The sequence below is a fragment of the Kaistia sp. SLG-1 genome, from assembly GCF_059699055.1.
Genome location: NZ_AP048544.1, coordinates 2896154 through 2916168 on the forward strand (window position 1 = coordinate 2896154; position 20015 = coordinate 2916168).

Below are 20015 nucleotides of genomic sequence, written 5' to 3' on the forward strand. Positions count from 1 at the left end.
GCACCCAAGGAAGTTCATCCGGCACCGGAGGAGCAACAATGAGGTGTCCCGTCTGCGACAGTCGCGCCAAGGACATCACCCCCTCTGGCTATCGCGGCCTGTCCGTCCGTTGTATCGTCGACGGCGATTACGATATCGATCGGCAATGCCACGAAGCGCTGCTCAGCCTGGATCCATCCGGCCGCCATAGCGTGCTCAATGCGGCCATCCTGACCGTGGCGCCCGGTTCCCGACCTCGCATTACGGCGGCGACCTTCGTCCGCTGCCGGCTCGAAATACGCTCTGCCCACCGCACGCCGCCATACGCCGAAGCAACGAAATGGCCAACAAGGAGCCTGGGAGAAGCCAATGACCGCAACCGATGACCTGGCGAATCTGCTTCCGACCGCCGACCAGCTGAAACAGAAGGCCGCCGCGGCGCAGGCGGAGAAGGCCGCCGAGGCCCTGCGCGCGCGGACGGCCGAACAGACCGAGAAGAACGCCCTGATCGAGCGCCTGAGCAAGCCCTCCGGCGTCAGCGACGAGGACGCGCTGAAGCGGGTCGCGATCGTCATCCAGCGCGCCGTCAGCAACGGCTTCACCGAGGTGCAGGTCGCCCGATTCCCCAATACGCTCTTCACCGATCGCGGCCGGAGCATCAACCAGCAGGAAGCCGGCTGGCAGGAGACGCTGACCGGGTTGCCGAAGGAGATGTACGAGTTCTGGAAGCGGCACCTCGAGGCGCGCGGCTACCGGATCCGCTACCAGATCATCGATTTCTCCAGCGGCGTGCCGGGAGATGTCGGCATCTTCCTCGAATGGTCATAGGGGAGGCGACGCGGCCGCGCAGAACGCCGCCGCGTCGACCGTCTAGTTGCCGTAGACGGCGTTCCTGACATCCAGCGGAAACGCGCCGGACATGCCTTCGAAGGCCGTGTTGGTCAGGGCGACGACGGTCAGCTTCCGGGCTGGATCGACGAACCAGCTATGGCCGTAGGCGCCACCCCACTGGATCGTGCCCCTGGACTGGGGCGACTGCGCCAGTTCGGGGTCCTCGAGCACAGCCCAGCCATAGCCGAAGCCCATGCCGGGCAGCTGCGTCCCCGCGTTTCCACCGGTCTGGTCCCGCAACATCACGGCCACGGTTTCGGGTTTCAGGATGGCGCCGCCGCCAGTCCGGATGGTTTCGAGAAAACGCAATACATCGTCGCCTGTGCCCACCATGCCTCCGCCGCCCGATGGATAGGAGGCGGCGTCCAGCGCGCGGCTCGGCGCAAAGAGGCAGAGGGCCTCCCAGATCGGTACGGCGATGCCGTCGGTCATGCGAACCGGCTCGGGCTTTCCATCTGCATAGGGCGTCACCAGCCCGGCGGGATCGGCGGCAGCGAAGCCGGTGCTTTCCATCTGCAGCGGCGCGAGGATCGTTCCCCGGATCATTTCGGGAAGCGGCTTGCCGGAAACGATGGCGAGGATACCGCCGAGAACATCAAGGCCGAGGGAATAGCGCCAGCTCGTGCCCGGCGGGAAGAGGAGGGGCGCCTGCACCAGCCGGCCGAGGTTCTCCTCTAGGCTCAGGCCCGGCTGATCGAGCCCGTCCGAAACATTCAGCCGGCCGTAGGGACCGCCGCCAACAGCCGGCTCCAAAAAACGATAGCCCAGCCCGGATGTGTGGGCGAGCAGCTGGCGGATCGTGATGACGGGTTGGCTGCCATCCTCGAGGCGCGGCCGAAAATCGGGCAGCCACCGGGTAAGCGGGTCGTCGAGCGACAGCTTGCCGCCTTCGACCAGCCGCATCAGCGCCGCCGACACGATCGGCTTGGTGATCGAGGCCAGGCGGAATACCGAGCCTTCGTGCATCGGCGTCGCAGCCTCCCGGTCCGACAGACCGGCCGCCCGCCGATAGACGATCTCGCCGTCCTGCGCGACCAGCACGACGGCGCCGACAATTCGCTTCTCGGCAATGGCCCGATCGATGGCCCCGTCGAGGCGTCCCTGGAATCGGTCATCCTGAGGCAGCGCCGGAGCGCCGCCAGGGGGGAGCGGCGCGCCACTGAGTGCGTCAAATGCATTGTCCATCATGACTGCCACCTCATATAAGGAATGATCCCTCCGTAATTACCGGAGGTACCGATCCATTTCAAGAGTGACCGTTGTGATTAATAATCCCGTTCCCGATCGCCGCCCGAGAGGCCGCCCGCGCGCGTTCGACCGTGACGAAGCGCTGGAACAGGCCGGCCTGACGTTCTGGAAGCTTGGTTTTGAGGGCGCGTCGATCGCCGATCTCACGCAGGCGATGGGAATTACGCCGCAGAGCCTCTATGCGGCGTTCACCTCCAAGGCGGAGCTCTATCGGGAGGCGATCGGCTGGTATCAGTCGAGGATCGGCGGTTTCGCTGTCGCGGCGCTCGGGGAACCGGACGTGATGGTCGCGCTCGAAGGCTTGCTGACGGGGGCGGCAGTCGAGTTTTCGAACCCGACCCGGCCGCAGGGCTGCATGATCTCGACCGCGGTGCTCGTCTGCGCCGACGAGAACCGGCCGATCGCCGAGATGCTGGCAAGGGAGCGCGACGGCATGCTCGATGCGCTCACCGAGCGGATCGCACGCGGCATCGCGGCCGGGCAGCTAGCGCCGGACACCGACGCTAAGGCCCTTGCCCGCTTCGTCGGCGCGATCATCCAGGGCATGTCGGTCCAGGCCCGCGATGGCGCCGAGACGGCAGAACTGGAGTCGATCGCCGCAATCGCCCTATCGCAGCTGCGCCGCTACGCGATCGCGGCGTAGGGTGGGGGTAGGGGCAGCAAGTGCGGGCGATAGATGGCATGACCGAGCGTAAGGTTGAGAATTATCCAGTTTCCGAGGTTGAAGTCCTGGCCGAGGAACTTCGTCGCGCGATCAGCACATTTGTACGCGTGATCCGCGACAAGACCGATACCGAGAAGTCGGCACAGTCAGAAACGCTCGGCATACTGGAACGCAACGGCGCGATGAACGTCGCGGCCTTGGCGCTACGGCGAGGCGTGGCCCATCAGACGATGCGCGTTGTCGTCGCACAAATGGTGGCCGACGGGTTGATCGAACGCGGCCCCGATCCGGAGGATAAGCGCAGCCAGCTATTGTCGCTGTCCGATATCGGCCGGGACATGGTGGTGCGTGACCGTATTTCTCGCGCCTCGCGGATCGGAACGATGATCGAGGCGACGCTCTCGGTCGAGGAACGAGAGCATCTTCGCAAATCGATCGATCTGCTTGATCGCATCAGCGCAGCTGAAATCGGCTGACGGGGACGTGGATCAACTTTTCAACTGGGCGAGCACCGTCGCGAGCGTGTTCAGTCCCCAATGTTCCGCGTAGCGCCCATTGGAAATGCGAATGACGTCGATGACGTCGATCGCGACCGTCCGCCCGGTGGCTTCGATACCCATCAGCGTGCCGTCATGAATGCCGGTGATGGTCTTTCGCGTTGTGACCTTGTCACCTTCTGCGATCTGGTCGTGGATCGTCACCGAAAGGTTGGCCAATGCGGGGCGCAGAACGTTCGCGAACGTGTTCCACATGCTCTCAGGGCCGTTCGGCGCGCCCGGCGGGGCCGACCGATTGACGAAATCCGGATCGATCAGCGCCTCGAACGCAGCCCGATCCCCCTTCGCGATAACCTCTTCGTTGAACCGCCGTACGACGGCTTTGATGGCATCCACCGACATCGAGAACCCCTACTCATCAACTCGCCTCATATATACAGCCATGCTGTATATAAATATAGAGATCGGGCGAAAATGGGGAGGCGGCGGACGCCTGTCGCAATCTGATTGGCCGCAGTTGGGTGAAAAACCGGACGGCCGGAGCAGCGGAGATGGGTCGCTTGCTGCCGTGGCCAATCTTCAGGATGAATTGAGTTGTTGCGTAGGATCGGCAGTCTGAGTGCCGTTTGATGCGGTGATCAGCGGCAGTATCGCGCCAAGAGTGCAAGCGGCGATAATTGGCGGATAGGGTGGGATTCGAACCCACGGTGGGCTTGCACCCACGGCGGTTTTCAAGACCGCTGCCTTAAACCACTCGGCCACCCATCCAAGCCTTGAAATCGTTGGTCTTTTCGCTTCCGGCGTCGCGGACCCAAGCGGTCCTGCTAGCGGATCGCTGCCAAACGATTTTATGGCGTGGGCTTTACCGCGCCCCGCACGGCGGCGTCAACATGCCCGAACGCTTCGGCGCTCCTCCCGACGCAAGACATGGGAATAAATCGCGAGGGGAGTGCAGGCGGCGGTCGGCTTACGCCAAGTCGAACGCGGTATCGCTGGGCCGGATGCGAAGGCGAGGGCCGACCGCAGCCAGAAAAACCCGGCCAAAGGCAGCAGGCATGAGACCGGACCGCATGCCGGACAAAGGCCGGAGCGCGGACCTGGTTCAACCAGATCCGCGCTCCGTGTTTAGGCGGTGCTTATTCGGCAGGTTCCAGGATCGGCTCTGCATCCACCACGAGCGGCGAGCCCTTCATGGCGGCGGCCAGCATGTCGCGATCGAGCTCGTTCTCCCAGCGGGCGACGACGATCGTCGCGACCGCGTTGCCGACGAGATTGGTCAGCGCGCGGCATTCCGACATGAAGCGGTCGATGCCGAGGATGAGCGCCATGCCGGCGACCGGCACGGCGGGAACGACCGACAGCGTCGCGGCAAGCGTGACGAAGCCTGCGCCCGTGATCCCGGCAGCACCCTTGGAACTCAGCATGGCCACGAGCAGCAGCAGGATCTGATCCGAGAGCGAGAGCGGAATATCCGTCGCCTGCGCGATAAAGAGGGCGGCCAGCGTCATGTAGATGTTGGTGCCGTCCAGATTGAACGAGTAGCCGGTCGGAATGACGAGACCGACGACCGACCGCTTGCAGCCCGCCTTTTCCATCTTGTCCATCAGGCTCGGCAGCGCCGCTTCCGAGGACGAGGTGCCGAGCACCAGCAGCAGCTCTTCCTTGATGTAGCGGATGAGCGCCAGGATGGAGAAGCCGTTGTAGCGGGCGACGGCGCCGAGCACCACGAGCACGAAGATCAGCGCCGTGATGTAGAAGGTCGCGATCAGCATCGCGAGATTGGCGATCGAGCCGATGCCGTACTTGCCGATGGTGAAGGCCATGGCGCCGAAGGCGCCGATGGGCGCGGCCTTCATGAGGATGGCGACCAGCTTGAAGATCGGCGCGGTCAGGGCGAGCAGGAAATCGGTGACCGGCTTGCCGCGCTCGCCCACGATCGCGAGAGAAATGCCGAACAGCACCGAGACGAACAGGACCTGCAGGATGTCGCCATCGGCGAAGGCGCTGACGATTGTGGTCGGAATGATGTGGCTCAGGAAGCCGGTGATCGACTGCTCATGCGCCCGGACGGCGTAGTCCGCGACGGCCTTCGGATCCAGCGAGGCCGGATCGATGTGCATGCCCGCGCCAGGCTTCACGATGTTGGCGACGACCAGGCCGATGATGAGCGCGAGCGTCGAGAAGGTCAGGAAGTAGAGCATGGCCTTGCCGGCGACCCGGCCGACCTTCTGCAGGTCGGTCATGCCGGCGATGCCGGTGGCGACCGTCAGGAAGATCACCGGCGCGATGATCATCTTGACGAGCTTGATGAAGCCGTCGCCCAGCGGTTTCAGCTGGGTTCCAAGCTCCGGATAGTAGTGACCGAGCAGGATGCCCGCGGCGATCGCCACGAGAACCTGCACATAGAGATACTTGTAGAAGGGCGTTGGACGGCGTGGCTCGGCCACGGCGTCTGTCGAGACGGCAATCATGATGTCCTCCGTTCAGCTTCGTCCGGACCTCGTCCGGGCCTCCCGGGCCTTTCGGCCTCAAAGTCCAGCGATCCTCGCCGCTGTTGGCTCCAGGAATGGCAAGGCCCGTGCCAGTTGGAGGCAATCGAGATAACTCGTTGAAATATATTGGCTTAGGGAATCCGGGCTGGCCCATCGCAGCCCGAAAAGTGCGGAATTTCGCACACGTGACTTTCCAAGCCGTGCGAAACGGCGCACACTTCGGACATGAGAGAAAGGGCCGACCGCAAAGCGCGCCAGAACAGCTGGCTGTCGACGAGCCGCCTCACCTGGTGGGCGTTCGCGGCGATCTGCCTTGTCGTCTTCGGCGTCGCGCTTTGGCTGGTCGGCAATGCCGCGCGCGACAAGGCCCTCGTCACCCTGTCCGAACAGACGGAGATCGACGCCAACCTCAACACCGCGCTGCTGCGCCGCGTGCTGGAACGGCAGCGGGCGGTGCCGCTGATCCTGTCGAAAGACAAGGAACTCGCCGATGCCCTGTCGAGCCACGACCCGGCGGCAAGCGAGCGCCTCAGCCGCAAGTTGGAAACGCTGGCGGAGGGCACGCAGGCGGCCGTGATCTACCTGGTCGATCTCGACGGCAAGGCGATCTCGGCGAGCAACTGGCGCGACACCGACAGCTTCGTCGGCCGCGACTACAATTTCCGCCCCTATTTCAAGGCCGCTCTGGAAAACGGCGAGGCGGAGTATTTCGCGCTCGGCAATGTGAGTTTGCGCCCGGGTCTCTACATTTCCCGCCGCGTCGACGGGCCGAACGGGCCGCTCGGCGCGATCGTCGTCAAGCTTTCGTTCGACGAGCTCGAAAAGGTCTGGAACCAGACGGGGCGGCCGACCTTCGTCGTCGATGACCGCGGCATCGTGCTGATCACCAGCATCCCGTCCTGGCGCTTCCTGACGATCGGGCGGCTCGGAGGGGACGAGATCGACGCCATCCACGCCAGCCTCCAGTTCGGCGATGCGTCGCTGACGCCTCTGCCCCTGACGATCAAGCCGCTCGACGGCGATCAGGCCGTGCTGGTCGACGCGGTCGTGCCCGGCTCAACCCGGAATACGGAATTCATTGCCATCCATTCCGCCATGCCGACGACGCCCTGGCAGATGTATTCGCTAGCGCCCCTGCGCCCGCAGATCGACGCCGCCGTGCGCGAAGCCCGTCTCCTCACTTTCATCGTCCTCGCCAGCCTTGCGACACTGGTCGGCTACCTGTTGCGTCGGAAACAGAAGATCGCCGCCCGCATCGCGGATGCCCAGCGCCGGCAGGTCGAGTTGGAGAAAAGCGTCGTCGAGCGCACCGAGGATCTCATGAAGGCGCGCGACCGCCTCGAGGCGGAAATCGGCGAGCGCCTGAAGACGGAGACCGTGCTGCAGGGCGTCCAGCAGGATCTCGTGCACGCCAACCGGCTGGCGATCCTCGGCCAGGTCGCGGCGGGCGTCGCGCATGAGATCAACCAGCCGGTCGCGACCATCCGCGCCTTTGCCGACAATGCCCGCACCTTCATCGATCGCAAGAACCTCGGCGCCGCGGCGGAAAACCTGCAGGAGATCGCGGGGCTGACGGAGCGGATCGGCACGATCACCGGCGACCTCCGCGCGCTTGCCCGCAAGGGGCATCGCCCGTCGGAGCCGGTGGCGCTGGGCCAAGTCATCACCGGAGCGCTGGTGCTGCTGCGCAGCCGCTTTTCCGGGCGAATGGACCAGATCCACATGCAGCTGCCGCCACCCGATCTCTGCGTCGTCGGCCACGCGATCCGGCTGGAGCAGGTGCTCATCAACCTGTTTCAGAATGCGCTCGAAGCCGTCGAGGGAATGGGACAGGACGGCCATATCGATGTTCGCATCGAGGAGAGGCGGGACACGGTGATCGTCAGCGTCTCCGACAACGGGCCGGGCATTGCTCCCAACATTCGGGAGAACCTGTTCATCCCGTTCAACACGTCCAAGGAGAAGGGGCTCGGGCTCGGCCTGGTGATCGTGAAGGAGATCCTCGCCGATTACGGCGGCGGCATATCGGTAGACAGCGCCCCGCATGGAACCGTCTTCCATGTGGAGTTCAGGAAAGCATGATGGACAGATCGGTCATCCTCGTCGACGACGACAAATCGCTGCGGCGCGCCACCCGGCAGACTCTGGAGCTCGCCGGCTTCCACGTCGCGGATTTCGAGAGCGCCGCCGACGCCTTGTCCGCCGTCACGCCGCAGTTGAACGGGGTCATCGTGACGGATGTCCGCATGCCTCAAATTGACGGCCTGCAGCTGTTCGCGCGCCTCCGCGCCATCGACCCCGATCTGCCCGTCATTCTCATCACCGGCCATGGCGATATCCCGATGGCGGTACAGGCGATCCAGGACGGCGCCTACGACTTCATCGCCAAGCCTTTCGCCACCGAGAGGCTGGTGCACACCGTGCAGCGCGCGAGCGAGCAGCGGCAGCTGGTGATGGAAAATCGCGCGCTGCGGCAGGCGGCGGAGCAAGCCCGCAGCGATCTGCCGCTGATCGGCCAGACGCCGGCCATCGAGAACCTGCGCCGCACCATCCGTAACATCGCCGATACCGATGTCGACGTCCTGATCGCCGGCGAAACCGGCAGCGGCAAGGAAGTCGTCGCCCAGCTCCTGCACGAGTGGGGACATCGGAGCCGGGGCAATTTCGTCGCGCTCAACTGCGGCGCCCTGCCGGAATCGGTGATCGAGAGCGAACTGTTCGGGCATGAAGCCGGCGCCTTTACCGGCGCGCAGAAGAAGCGGATCGGCCGCATCGAGCATGCGAGCGGCGGCACGCTGTTTCTCGACGAGATCGAAAGCATGCCGGCGGCGACCCAGGTGAAGCTGCTACGGGTTCTGGAAATGCGGGAGATCACGCCTCTCGGCACCAACGAGGCGCGGCCCGTCAGCCTGCGCGTCGTCGCGGCGGCCAAGGTCGATCTCGGCGATCCCGCCCAGCGCGGCGAGTTTCGCGAGGACCTCTATTACCGCCTCAACGTCGTCACCCTGACGATCCCGCCCTTGCGCGAGCGCCGCGATGACATTCCATTGCTGTTCTCGCACTTCCTGAGCGTCGCCGCCCGGCGTTTCAATCGCGATGTGCCTGTCGTCGATGCCGCCACGCACCGCCATCTCATGCAGCACGACTGGCCGGGCAATGTCCGGGAGCTCGTGCACTTCGCCGACCGCTATGCCCTCGGCGTCGTGCCGGCCACCCATTCGGCGCCGGAGCCGGATCTGCACGATCCGCTGCCGAAGCGGCTCGAGCGCTACGAGGCGACGTTGATCCGCGAGACGCTGACCGCCAAGAACGGCAATGTTCAGGAGACCATCGAAGCGCTCGGCATTCCGCGAAAGACCTTCTACGACAAGATGCAGCGTCACGGCATCAATCGCGCCGAGTTCAAGACGGAGAGCTAGGCCCCGTTTCCCCGATCCAACGCGGCCTACGAGGCTGAGCGCCCGGTCCGAAACCCGCGATCGAGCCACGGGCGAGACGTGCACCAGCCGCCGCGCAACGGGCAGAAGGCGTCCGCCGCCGAGGTTCCGCGCATTTGACGCAATTCGGCCATGGTTCGTTAACCGCCCGGAAAGGCGCTGTCGGCTGAATGCGAACTCATGTCGGATGGGCTCCGCGCGACCGCGCAAAGGCCTGTCCGGAACCCGCTAGGCGTCGGCACCGGTCGAGACCAATCGACAAATACCGCGGTTGCTGCTATCGGATAAGGCGAGATGGGGATTTCCAAACTTCAGATTCTGAGCCTTTTGCGCTCGGAAGTGCCGCAGGGCAGGATGATGCTGAAGGCTGCGACCGCTGTCGCCGCTGCTGCTCTCCTCGCATCCTGCGCCACCGCCCCGTCCAAGCCCGCCAAGCGCAGCAAGGAATATTTCTCCGAGAAGGAATATGGCGTCAAAGCCAGCCCCCGCGTCGTCAAATATGGCGAAGCGGTACCGCAGGGCGGCGGACGCTATCTGGTCGGCAAGCCCTATACGGTGCGCGGACGAGTCTACACCCCGCGCGAGAACCCGCGCTATACGGCGGTCGGCTACGCGTCCTGGTACGGCTCGGCCTTCCACGGCCGCTACACGGCCAATGGCGAAGTCTACGACATGGACGGCCTGTCCGCCGCGCATCCGACCATGCCGCTGCCGAGCTATGCCCGCGTCACCAACACGACCAACGGCCGCTCGGTCGTCGTCCGCGTCAACGATCGCGGCCCCTATCACAGCGACCGCGTCATCGACCTGTCGTCGAAGACGGCCGACGTGCTGGACATGAAGCACCACGGCACCACCAAGGTCAAAGTCGAGTATGTCGGCCCCGCCCGCATGGAAGGGCACGACCAGAAGATGCTGATGGCGACCTACAAGGGTCCCGGCAGCAGCATTTCGGGCGGCACGATGCTGGCGCTGCAGGCGCCGAAGCTTCGCGCGCCGACCGCCAGCCCGACCGTCATGATGGCAGCCCTCGTGCCGCTGCCGCGCTCCCGTCCGGAAGTGTTCTACGGCGGCAATGCCTACGATCCGGCGCTGGCCGCCTACGAGGCGCAGCCGCAGCGTCGCGTCGTCGCCGATGCCAACGCGGTCCCGGCCGGCACCAATTACGGCGAGCGTTCGCTCGGCACGCTCACGGTTTCCCAGCCCGTCGGCTATGCCGACCCGGGCGTCATGCCGGCCTCGTATTCCGGCGACGATTCCTACACGCCGCCCCCGCGCTCGGCCCGTTCTTCCTATGCCGCCGACGCTCAGACATCGCCGGCGCAGCGCGCCGTGGCCGAGATGGCATCGGGCCGCAACACGCTTCAGGCAGCACTCGACGCCGCCGTCGTCCGGGCCGCTGCCGAGCGCAGCGCCGACGCCCCGGTTGTCCAGCTCGGCGTGTTCTCGAACGGCGCCAACGCGGACGCGCTCGCGAGCCGCTTCGCCGATCTCGGCCGCGTCACCTCGACCCGCATTTCCGTCGACGGCAAGACGATGCAGTCGGTCCGCCTCGTCGTCACCGATCGGGCTGCAACCGGCGAGAGCGCGATCGCGACCGTGCAGGCGGCAGGGCTCACCGGCGCCTATCTGGTCAACCGCTGACCATTGATCGCAGGGCGTCTCGCCTGTTAACCAGAGCAGGGTGGCCCTTGGCCATTCGTGGTTTGGCTATGGCGCCCGGCTGTTTGTCATGATGTCTCGCTGGTTCCCGCTGCGGTTGCTGATCGTGCCGGCCGTCCTGACGGCCCTCGGTGCGACGGCGGATCTGCGCGCGACCGCCGCCACGGCCTATGAGAGCAAGGCCACCAGCGCGATCCTGGTCGACGTCGATTCCGGCACCATCCTTTTCAGCAAGGCCGAGAACGCGCCGTTCCAGCCGGCCGCCATGGCCAAGATGATGACGATGGCCGTCGTGTTCGAGGCCATCCAGTCCGGCAAGATCAAGCTCGACGACAGCTTTCCGGTGAGCGAGCACGCCTGGCGGACGGGCGGCGCGCCGTCCGGCAGCGCCACCATGTTCGCGGCGCTCAAATCGTCCATTCCCGTCGCGGACCTGCTGCGCGGCGCCATCGTCCAGGCCGGCAACGACGCCTGCATCATCCTCGCCGAGGGGATCGCCGGATCGGAAGGCGCCTTCGTCGAACTGATGAACCGCAAGGCGCGCGAGCTCGGCCTGACGGGATCGCATTTCACCAATGTCTCGGGCCTGCCCGACCCGGCGCAGAAGGTCACGGCGGAGGATCTGCACAAGATCGCCGAGCACGTGATCCGCACCTATCCCGACCTCTACAAGATCTACGCCGAGCCGGACTTCACCTGGAACAAGATCTACCAGCGCAACCGCAATCCGCTGCTCTCCGCCGGCATCGGCGTCGACGGCCTGTCGACCGGCTACACCAAGGAATCGGGCTTCGGGCTGACGGCCTCGGCCGTGCGCGACGATCACCGCATGATCCTCGTCGTCAGCGGCCTCGGGACTGACAAGGAGAGGGCCGACGAGGCGCGAAAGCTGTTCGAATGGGGCAATACGGCCTTCGAGCGGCTGCGCTTCTTCGATCGCGGCGAGGCGGTGGCAGAGGCCCGCGTCTATGGCGGCACGACGCGCGCGGTCGGGCTCGCGACCGAAGAACCGCTGGATATCCTGCTTCAGCGCGGCAATCGCGAGCGAATCCGGGCCCGAGTGACCTATGAGGGGCCGTTGCTGGCGCCGATCGAGCAGGGCAGGCGGGTCGGCGTCGTCCGGGTCTGGGTCGGCGACGCGGAAGTTCTGGAGAAGCCCCTCTACACCATGGCAGCGATCGGCAAGGGCACGATGGACCAGCGCGCGCTCGACGCGGTCCAGCAATTGCTGATCGGCTGGCTGCCGCAATGGAAATGACGTCGCAATTGCCTGGCCATTTCATCACATTCGAGGGCGGGGAGGGGTCCGGGAAATCGACCCAGATCCGCCGCCTCGCGGACCGGCTGCGCGGCCGGGGGCACGACGTCGTGGTGACGCGCGAGCCGGGCGGCACCGACCTCGCCGAGGCGATCCGCAGCTTCATTCTCTCCGGTGCGGCCGAGCCGCTCGGGCCGGAGGCGGAGACCATGCTGTTCGCGGCGGCGCGGGCCGATCACGTCGAACGCGTCATCCGGCCGGCTCTCCAGCGCGGCGACTGGGTGCTGTGCGACCGCTTCATCGATTCGACCCGCGCCTATCAGGGCTCGGACGGAGTCGACGCGAGCCTGCTCGACAGCCTCGAGAAGATCGCCGTCGGCGAGGCGCGCCCCGACCTGACGCTGATCCTCGACCTGCCCGTCGAGATCGGCCTCGACCGCGCCCAGCGCCGGCGGAGCGGCGAGGAGGGCCCGGCCGATCGTTTCGAGCGCGAGACCATCGAGCGGCACCAGCGGCGCCGCGACCTGTTCCTGGCGATCGCAGCGCGCGAACCCGAACGCTGCGTCGTCATCGATGCGAACCAAAGTCTGGAACAGGTCGAGGACGCGATCTGGCATTCCGTCCGTCAACGTCTGAACGAAAGCGTGAACTGAGCATGGCCGGACCCGACGTCGCCCGCCCCGATGCCATCGAGGGCTGGCCGCTGCCGGAAGAGCAGACCGAGTGGTACGGCGATCCGGCGGTCGAGCGGCTGCTGGTCGAGGCCTATCGCGGCGGCCGCATGCATCATGGCTGGCTGATCGGCGGACCGCGCGGCATCGGCAAGGCGACGCTCGCCTATCGCTTCGCGCGCTTCGCGCTGACCTATCCCGATCCCGCCACCGCTCCGGACGCCGCGACGCTGGCGGTTCCGCCGACCTCTCCGGCCGCCGCCAAAATCGCGGCGCGATCGCACCCGAACATCCTGACGCTGTCACGGCCCTGGGACGAGCAGGGCAAGCGCTTCAAGGCGAGCCTGACGATCGACGAGATCCGCCGCACGATCCCGTTCTTCGGCTCGACGGCGGGCGAGGCGGGGTGGCGGATCGCCATCGTCGATTCCGCCGACGACATGAACGCCAATGCCGCCAACGCGCTTCTGAAGATCCTCGAGGAGCCGCCGCGCCGCTCGCTCTTCCTGGTGATCTCGCACGCGCCGGGACGCCTGCTGCCGACCATCCGCTCGCGCTGCCGCCGCCTCGATCTCGCGCCGCTCGCGACCTCCGCGATCGAGGGCGCGCTGGCGACGCATGACGACGGCCCCGCCGATATCAGGCATTTCGCGGCCGAGGCCGGCCAGGGGAGCCTGCGCAAGGCGATCGGATTCCTCGACGAGGACGCCGCCGCCATCAGCCGCGCCTTCGCCCGCGTGGTGGCGCGCTTTCCCCACCTCGACGGGCAGGCGGCCCATGCGCTCGGCGACCTCGTCGCCCAGCGCGGCGCCGACGAAGCCTTCGCCAATTTCACCGATCTCGTCTTCGCCTGGCTGAGCCGCCGCGCCCGCGGCCAGGCCGAGCCGGACGGCGCGGCGATACCCCAAAGCGTTGCGGCCACCCCACTTGCGACTTGGGCGGAGGTATGGGAAAAGCTCCGACAGTCTTCGGCGGATGTCGAGGCGCTCAATCTCGACCGCAAACAGTTTGTGCTCACGACCATGAACATTCTCGCGCGCGCGACCCGAATGTGAAGCTGTCAGGCGACCGGCGAATTCGCCGGTTATGAGACTTTGGTCGGGTTCAACGAAAAGCGAGACAGCGGTGACAGCGCCGAAATTCTACATCACGACAGCCATTTCCTATCCGAACGGCGTGCCGCATATCGGCCATGCCTACGAGATGCTGGCGACCGATACGCTGGCGCGCTTCAAGCGCCTCGACGGCTTTGACGTCTTCTTCCTGACGGGTACGGACGAGCACGGCATCAAGATGGTGCAGACGGCCGGGCGCGAGGGCATCACGCCGCGCGAGCTCGCCGATCGCAACGTGCCGCGCTTCCAGGCGATGGCCGAGGCGCTGAACTGCTCGCAGGACGATTTCATCCGCACGACGGAGCCGCGCCACTACGAGGCGTCGCAGGAAATCTGGCGTCGGATGGAAGCCAATGGCGACATCTACAAGGATGCCTATGCCGGCTGGTACTCTGTCCGCGACGAGGCGTACTACGCCGAGTCCGAGACGGAAGTCCGCCCCGACGGCGTGCGCTACGGACCGCAGGGAACGCCGGTCGACTGGGTCGAGGAGGAGAGCTATTTCTTCCGCCTCTCCGCCTATGAGGACCGCCTGCTCGCGCACTACGAGGGCAATCGCGACTTCATCGGCCCGGACGAGCGCCGTAACGAGGTGGTCAGCTTCGTCAAAGGCGGGCTGAAGGACCTCTCGATCTCGCGCACGACCTTCGACTGGGGCATCCCGGTTCCGGGCGATCCGAAGCACGTGATGTATGTCTGGGTCGACGCGCTCACCAACTACATCACCGGCGTCGGCTTCCCGGATACTGAGAGCGAGAGCTTCCAGCGCTACTGGCCGGCCGACGTCCACGTCATCGGCAAGGACATCGTCCGCTTCCATTCGGTCTACTGGCCGGCCTTCCTGCTTTCCGCCGGTCTGCCGCTGCCGAAGCGCGTCTTCGCGCACGGCTTCCTGTTCAACCGCGGCGAGAAGATGTCGAAGTCGCTCGGCAACGTCATCGATCCGTTCTCGCTCATCGAGCACTACGGCGTCGATCCCGTGCGCTTCTTCTTCCTGCGCGAGGTGCCCTTCGGCCAGGACGGCAATTACAGCCACGAGGCGATCATCAACCGGATCAATGCCGATCTCGCCAATGATCTCGGCAATCTGGCGCAGCGCTCGCTGTCGATGATCGGCAAGAACCTCGACGGCGTCGTGCCGCAGCCGGGTCCGCTGACGCCGGCCGACGAGGAGATCCTCGCGGCTGTCGACGGCCTGCTGCCGACCTGCCGCGCCGCCATGGACATCCAGCAGATCCACCAGGCCCTGAACGCGATCTGGGGCGTCGTCGCCGAGGCGAACCGCTACTTCGCCAACCAGGCGCCGTGGCAGCTGCGCAAGACCGATCCGGACCGCGCCGCGACCGTGCTCTACGTCACGGCAGAGGTGATCCGCCAGATCGCCATCCTGTCGCAGCCGGTGATGCCGGGCTCGGCCGCCAAGCTGCTCGACCTGCTGGCGATCCCGGAGGCTGCCCGCAGCTTCGCCTCGCTCGGCCCCGCCGGCCGCTTGGCGCCCGGTTCGACGCTGCCCGCGCCCGCCGGCGTCTTCCCGCGCTACGTCGAGCGGGAAGAGGGCGCCGAGAACGCCTGAGAACAGCCCGGGCCGATATCCGCGATGTCGGCCCGGATTTCTCTCTTTCTCCAAAACACGCTCTATCGTCACCCCGGCGAAGGCCGGGGCCCATAAACACCCGCCAAGAAAGCTTGGGCTATGGCCTTGCCTTCTGGCCGCGGGCCGGTGCGTCTGGATCCCGGCCTTCGCCGGGATGACGACGGAGGATGGCACGGCCAGAGCCGCTCATCCTCGGACTACCTCAGCATGATGTGGATGGTGTCTTGCAAAAGCCCCTGCCGGCGAGGGGAGGGGCAGGGGTGAAATCCCCTAACCCGGTCCCAGCCGCTCGTTGATCCGCTGCACGACGGCGACAGTTTCGGATTCGCGCGTCCGGCGCAGGGCGAACTCCTGGCCGGCCGCCGCGATCTCGCGACAGGCCTGGTCGTGCGCGCGGCACCATTCGACCTTCTCGATGACGTCCGACAGGTCCGCCGCCACCGGCACATAGTGCGTCCAGGGCACGAACTCGTCGTAGAACCACTGCCGGAAGCCGCCGGGCGAGGCGACCTTCAGCACGCAGCAGCCCAACAGCAGCCGCGTATAGAGATTGCCCCAGCTGGTGCTGGAGCCGTCGATGTCGATGGCGAACTTGACGTCGATCCAGCGCGACGGCGGGAGGTGGTTGCCGAGGATGCCGTGCGCCTCCATCGCCTCCCGCGTCGCCTGATGCGCCCGGTCGCGCTCCGGCACGATCAGCCGCACGTCGACGTCGTCGAGCCCGCGCAGCGCCAGGCAGAGCCGGACCCGCTGCTTCAGGTTCGGATCGTCGATGTCCATCTGCTCCGTGGTAGTGTGCCCGTGGCCCGAAATGTCGCCGCGCCAGAGCAGCGTATCCTTCCGCGCGGACCATTGGCCGGGGCGGTTCTCCGCCAGCGTACGGTAGGGCTCATAGTATTCGGGCACCATGAAACCCGGATCGGGCACGAGAATCGACTGCAGCTCATTGCTCGAATAAGCGAGCTCGTTCGGAATGTTTTCGCCGTCGTCCGAGACGTTGGCGACCGCCGAGGTCACGTCGGCCGCCGTCCGGCTCATGATCCGGACGAAGGGCGGCAAACGCCGCCACATCATCTCGAACTGATATGGGTCTCGTGCCATCAGGTCCCGGTCCAGATGGATATGCAACTGGTTGCCGATCCTCTGGAAATCGATCTGGAAGCGGTGCCGCCCGGGCTCGCTCGCCTGGTTCAGCACTATCGAGGCGGCAGCGCCGGCAATGGCCGGCAATTCGGCCGCCAGCTTGCGCACCAGAGCCTCTTCCTTGAAGCGGCGCGGCAGAATTCGATAGAGGGTACGCTGGCTGAATTGCACGTACGAATCCTTGGCCGCAAGCTGTCACATCCGGCAGTTTAGTGGGCCGATCTCACGGCTGTCCACAACGGTCGACAGCGTGGCGCTTAGCCGCTACTGACTGCGCACGGCGCACCCCATATTGGCGCCAATGCGCAATCATCCGAACGGTCGAAGACAATGCTGGTCGACAGTCACTGCCATCTGGATTTCGCGGATTTCGAGGCCGACCGCGCGGCGCTGATGCAGCGCGCCCGGGACGCCGGCGTCGGCCTGATGGTGACCATCTCGACCCGAGTCCGCCAGTTCGACAAGATCCGCGCGCTCGCCGAGGCCTATCCGAACGTCTTCTGCTCCGTCGGCACCCATCCGAACAGCGCGCATGAGGAGCCGGACATCCCGACCGAGACGCTGGTCGAGCTCTCGAAGCATCCGAAGGTCGTGGCGATCGGCGAGGCGGGCCTCGATTATTTCTACGGCGCCGAGCACAAGGCGGTGCAGGCTGAGGGGCTTCGCCGCCACATCGCGGCCGCCCGCATCACGCAGCTGCCGCTCGTCATCCACGCCCGCGACGCCGACGAGGACATGATCGCGATCCTGCGCGACGAGATGGGGAAGGGGGCCTTCCCGGCCATCCTGCACTGCTTCTCGTCCGGGCCTGAGCTGGCAAAGGTCGGCCTGGAGCTCGGGCTCTACGTCTCCTTCTCCGGCATCCTGACCTTCAAGAGCGCCCAGTCGCTCCGCGACATCGCGCGCGACGTGCCGCTCGACCGGTTGCTGGTCGAGACGGACGCGCCCTATCTCGCGCCGGTGCCGCATCGCGGCCAGCGCAACGAGCCGGCTTATGTCCGCGACACCGCCGCCGTGCTCGCCGAGGTGAAGGGCGTTTCCCTCGACGAGATGGCCGGGATCACGACCGACAATTTCATGCGCCTCTTCACCAAGGTGCCGCGCGACGCGGCGGCCAAGGCCGCGCTGGCGCTGGCGACCGCCACGGTGGCGCATCATGGCTGATGGCGCCCCGGAGAGCCTCCGGGCCGATCGCCTGCGCATCACCGTGCTCGGCTGCGGCGCGTCGCCCGGCGTGCCGCGCATCGGCAATGACTGGGGCGCCTGCGATCCGTCGGAGCCGAAGAATCGCCGCACGCGCTCGTCGATCCTGATCGACGGCTTTCGCGGCGATCATCCCTATCCGACGCGGGTTCTCGTCGACGCCGGCCCCGATGTCCGCACCCAGCTGCTCGACGCGAGAGTGGACCGGCTCGACGCGGTGCTCTTCACCCATCCGCACGCCGACCACACGCACGGCATCGACGATCTCCGCTCGTTCTGGCTCGATACGCACCGCCTGGTGCCGGTCTATTCGGACGATTTCACCCAGGAACGCCTGGAGGAAGCCTTCGGCTACTGCTTCCGCACGCCGACCGGCGGCAGCTATCCGCCGATCCTCGGCCGCACGCGGATCGAGCCGGGGCAGGGCTTCGCGATCGACGGTCCCGGCGGCCGGCTCGACATCCTGCCGCTCCGCCAGATCCATGGCGACATCGAGAGCCTCGGGTTCCGGATCGGCGATTTCGTCTATTCGAGCGACATCAGCGCGATCCCCGACGAAACCCTGCCGCATCTCGCGGGGCTCTCGCTCTGGATGGTCGACGCGCTGCGCTGGCGGCCGCATCCGAGCCATTTCAGCGTCGACGACACGCTCGGCTGGCACGAGAAGCTGCGGCCGCGCCGGACGATCCTGACGCATATGCACGGCGATCTCGACTATGCGACGCTCGCCGCCCATGTCCCGGGCGATGTCGAGCCGGCTTTTGACGGGATGATCCTGACCGTCAGCCTCTAGATCGGCACCGCCGCGCATGGCGGGTGTCGATAAACCGCGTGGCGTGGAGAGCTTTGGTCTTTCTCCCCGGAAAAGGACGTGCCAATCTTAGATTCGGGATGCAGCAGTATCTCGTTCACAGTCGATCGAAGGGGGATGCTGCCCAATGAAATTCCGAAATGCTGCCTGGTCCATCTTCGGGATCGGCGCGGTTGCTGTCTCTGTCTTCATTCTCTACCGCGAGTTCCGGCGCATCTCCTTCGCCGAAGTCGCCGACAGTCTCGCGGCGATCACCTTCGGCAACTGGGCCCTGGCCATCGTCGCCACGCTCTGCGCCTATGCCGCGCTCGCCTGGTACGACCGGATCGCCATCCAGCATCTCGGCAAGAAGGTCTCCTGGCTCTTCATCTCGCTCTGCTCCTTCACCACCTACGCGCTCTCGCACAATATCGGCGCTTCGGTCATTTCCGGCGCGGTGGTGCGCTACAGGGCCTATTCGACGCGCGGCCTGTCTCCGCATGAGATCGGGCTGCTGATCGTCTTCTGTTCCTTCACCTTCGCGCTCGGCACCGTGCTCATGGGCGGTTTCGTGCTCACCATCGAGCCCGAAATCGTGCAGCGCATCGCCGACATCCCGGTCTGGATCTCGTTCTGCATCGGCCTGGCGCTGCTGGGGCTGGTGGGCCTCTACGTCCTCGGCTCCTGGCTGCAGTTTCCGCCGTGGCAGTTCAAGCGCTTCAGCGTGCAATACCCGCGCCTGCCGATCGTCATGCGCCAGGTCGTCGCCGGTCCGCTCGAGCTCGCCGCCGCCGCCGCCATCATCTATTTCGCGCTGCCGGCCACCAACAATCCGGGCTATCTCGTCATCCTCGGCATCTTCCTGGCCTCGTTCACGCTGGCGCTGCTGTCGCACGCGCCCGGCGGCCTCGGCGTGCTGGAGGTGACCTTCCTCGCGGCGCTGCACGAGATGGATCCGAACGACGTTCTGGCCGCTCTGATCGTCTTCCGGCTGCTCTACCTGCTGATCCCGTTCGGCATCGCGCTCATCGTCGTGCTGCTGTTCGAGAAGACGCAGCTCGCGCGCAAGGATGGGGATTCAACTCCAGATCAGAAGAAATTACCGTTGTAAATCATATACTTGTTATGATAGTCTAAAGCATCAGAATAGACTCTGAATAGAGGCCGCGACGGTTGCGTCGCGGCCTTTGTGCTTTCCGCGGATCGGACAGGGGCAAGGGAAGGGGACAAGGGCAGGGGACCGCCCTCCTCCATTCCGCGCGCATCCGGGGGCCTGAACGACGATCGGCGGCTCCTCCGGCGCCGTTGCAGACGGATCACGGTCGCCCCATGAACGTGCTTCGGTCGCCGCTTCGCCCGAAAGCGGCCCCA

At 65.9% G+C, this 20015-nt stretch carries 18 protein-coding genes and 1 tRNA gene; 14 read left to right on the top strand and 5 right to left on the bottom strand.

All coding sequences use genetic code 11. The features are described from left to right. The first annotated feature begins 38 nt into the window (after positions 1–38). Together AC6HZP_RS13090 and AC6HZP_RS13095 are read left to right on the top strand one after the other, a co-directional pair. Positions 39–365 (top strand): hypothetical protein, encoded by a 327-nt coding sequence (locus AC6HZP_RS13090; RefSeq protein ID WP_497523225.1) that lies wholly within the window; start codon positions 39–41, stop codon positions 363–365. Further along, complete coding sequence (locus AC6HZP_RS13095; RefSeq protein ID WP_201403970.1) at positions 349–807, top strand: hypothetical protein; 459 nt, start codon at positions 349–351, stop codon at positions 805–807. The genes AC6HZP_RS13090 and AC6HZP_RS13095 overlap by 17 nt, the downstream gene beginning before the upstream one ends. Before the next feature lie 42 nt (positions 808–849). Here the strand turns inward: AC6HZP_RS13095 and AC6HZP_RS13100 are convergent, their stop codons facing one another. Continuing rightward, on the bottom strand, positions 850–2058 hold the full coding sequence (locus AC6HZP_RS13100) for a serine hydrolase domain-containing protein (protein ID WP_497523226.1): 1209 nt from the start codon (positions 2056–2058) through the stop codon (positions 850–852). Between the two features lie 64 nt (positions 2059–2122). On the opposite strand from AC6HZP_RS13100, the gene AC6HZP_RS13105 reads away from it, so the two are divergent. Together AC6HZP_RS13105 and AC6HZP_RS13110 are read left to right on the top strand one after the other, a co-directional pair. Then, complete coding sequence (locus AC6HZP_RS13105; RefSeq protein WP_497523227.1) at positions 2123–2761, top strand: TetR/AcrR family transcriptional regulator; 639 nt, start codon at positions 2123–2125, stop codon at positions 2759–2761. Positions 2762–2799: 38 nt separating this feature from the next. Then, positions 2800–3258 (top strand): MarR family winged helix-turn-helix transcriptional regulator, encoded by a 459-nt coding sequence (locus AC6HZP_RS13110; protein WP_497523228.1) that lies wholly within the window; start codon positions 2800–2802, stop codon positions 3256–3258. A gap of 12 nt (positions 3259–3270) precedes the next feature. On the opposite strand, the gene AC6HZP_RS13115 is transcribed toward AC6HZP_RS13110, so the two are convergent. From AC6HZP_RS13115 to AC6HZP_RS13125, 3 genes are all read right to left on the bottom strand, one after another. Further along, the gene (locus tag AC6HZP_RS13115; RefSeq protein WP_497523229.1) at positions 3271–3681 is read right to left on the bottom strand and encodes an ester cyclase; all 411 of its coding nucleotides are present in this window, start codon (positions 3679–3681) and stop codon (positions 3271–3273) included. Positions 3682–3957: 276 nt separating this feature from the next. After that, positions 3958–4047, bottom strand: a tRNA-Ser gene (locus AC6HZP_RS13120). 368 nt (positions 4048–4415) lie between these two features. Then, on the bottom strand, positions 4416–5750 hold the full coding sequence (locus AC6HZP_RS13125) for a dicarboxylate/amino acid:cation symporter (RefSeq protein ID WP_497523230.1): 1335 nt from the start codon (positions 5748–5750) through the stop codon (positions 4416–4418). Between the two features lie 246 nt (positions 5751–5996). On the opposite strand from AC6HZP_RS13125, the gene AC6HZP_RS13130 reads away from it, so the two are divergent. The 7 genes from AC6HZP_RS13130 to metG all read left to right on the top strand — a co-directional run bounded on the left by AC6HZP_RS13130 (position 5997) and on the right by metG (position 15487). Beyond that, positions 5997–7853: a sensor histidine kinase gene (locus AC6HZP_RS13130; RefSeq protein ID WP_497523231.1), complete on the top strand. Its 1857-nt coding sequence runs from the start codon at positions 5997–5999 to the stop codon at positions 7851–7853. Then, entirely contained in the window at positions 7850–9190 is a 1341-nt protein-coding gene (locus AC6HZP_RS13135) for a sigma-54-dependent transcriptional regulator (RefSeq protein WP_497523232.1), read from the top strand. The genes AC6HZP_RS13130 and AC6HZP_RS13135 overlap by 4 nt, the downstream gene beginning before the upstream one ends. Positions 9191–9502: 312 nt before the next feature. Then, on the top strand, positions 9503–10852 hold the full coding sequence (locus AC6HZP_RS13140; RefSeq protein WP_201403976.1) for a septal ring lytic transglycosylase RlpA family protein: 1350 nt from the start codon (positions 9503–9505) through the stop codon (positions 10850–10852). An 88-nt stretch (positions 10853–10940) separates the two neighbouring features. Then, the gene (locus AC6HZP_RS13145; protein WP_497523233.1) at positions 10941–12128 is read left to right on the top strand and encodes a D-alanyl-D-alanine carboxypeptidase family protein; all 1188 of its coding nucleotides are present in this window, start codon (positions 10941–10943) and stop codon (positions 12126–12128) included. After that, positions 12119–12781, top strand: coding sequence for a dTMP kinase (tmk, locus tag AC6HZP_RS13150; protein ID WP_201403977.1), 663 nt, complete (start codon positions 12119–12121; stop codon positions 12779–12781). Before AC6HZP_RS13145 ends, tmk begins: the two co-directional genes overlap by 10 nt. 2 nt (positions 12782–12783) lie before the next feature. Beyond that, the gene (locus AC6HZP_RS13155; protein WP_497523234.1) at positions 12784–13854 is read left to right on the top strand and encodes a DNA polymerase III subunit delta'; all 1071 of its coding nucleotides are present in this window, start codon (positions 12784–12786) and stop codon (positions 13852–13854) included. Between the two features lie 31 nt (positions 13855–13885). Continuing rightward, complete coding sequence (metG, locus tag AC6HZP_RS13160) at positions 13886–15487, top strand: methionine--tRNA ligase (RefSeq protein WP_497523235.1); 1602 nt, start codon at positions 13886–13888, stop codon at positions 15485–15487. Between the two features lie 291 nt (positions 15488–15778). Here the strand turns inward: metG and AC6HZP_RS13165 are convergent, their stop codons facing one another. Beyond that, entirely contained in the window at positions 15779–16822 is a 1044-nt protein-coding gene (locus AC6HZP_RS13165; protein ID WP_497523236.1) for a glycosyl transferase family 90, read from the bottom strand. 159 nt (positions 16823–16981) lie between these two features. Between AC6HZP_RS13165 and AC6HZP_RS13170 the strand changes: the two genes are divergently transcribed. The 3 genes from AC6HZP_RS13170 (at position 16982) to AC6HZP_RS13180 (ending at position 19755) form a co-directional block, all read left to right on the top strand. Beyond that, complete coding sequence (locus tag AC6HZP_RS13170; protein WP_497523237.1) at positions 16982–17815, top strand: TatD family hydrolase; 834 nt, start codon at positions 16982–16984, stop codon at positions 17813–17815. Beyond that, on the top strand, positions 17808–18647 hold the full coding sequence (locus AC6HZP_RS13175; protein ID WP_497523238.1) for an MBL fold metallo-hydrolase: 840 nt from the start codon (positions 17808–17810) through the stop codon (positions 18645–18647). The genes AC6HZP_RS13170 and AC6HZP_RS13175 overlap by 8 nt, the downstream gene beginning before the upstream one ends. Before the next feature lie 145 nt (positions 18648–18792). Continuing rightward, positions 18793–19755 (top strand): lysylphosphatidylglycerol synthase transmembrane domain-containing protein, encoded by a 963-nt coding sequence (locus AC6HZP_RS13180; RefSeq protein WP_497523239.1) that lies wholly within the window; start codon positions 18793–18795, stop codon positions 19753–19755. Positions 19756–20015 lie beyond the last annotated feature (260 nt).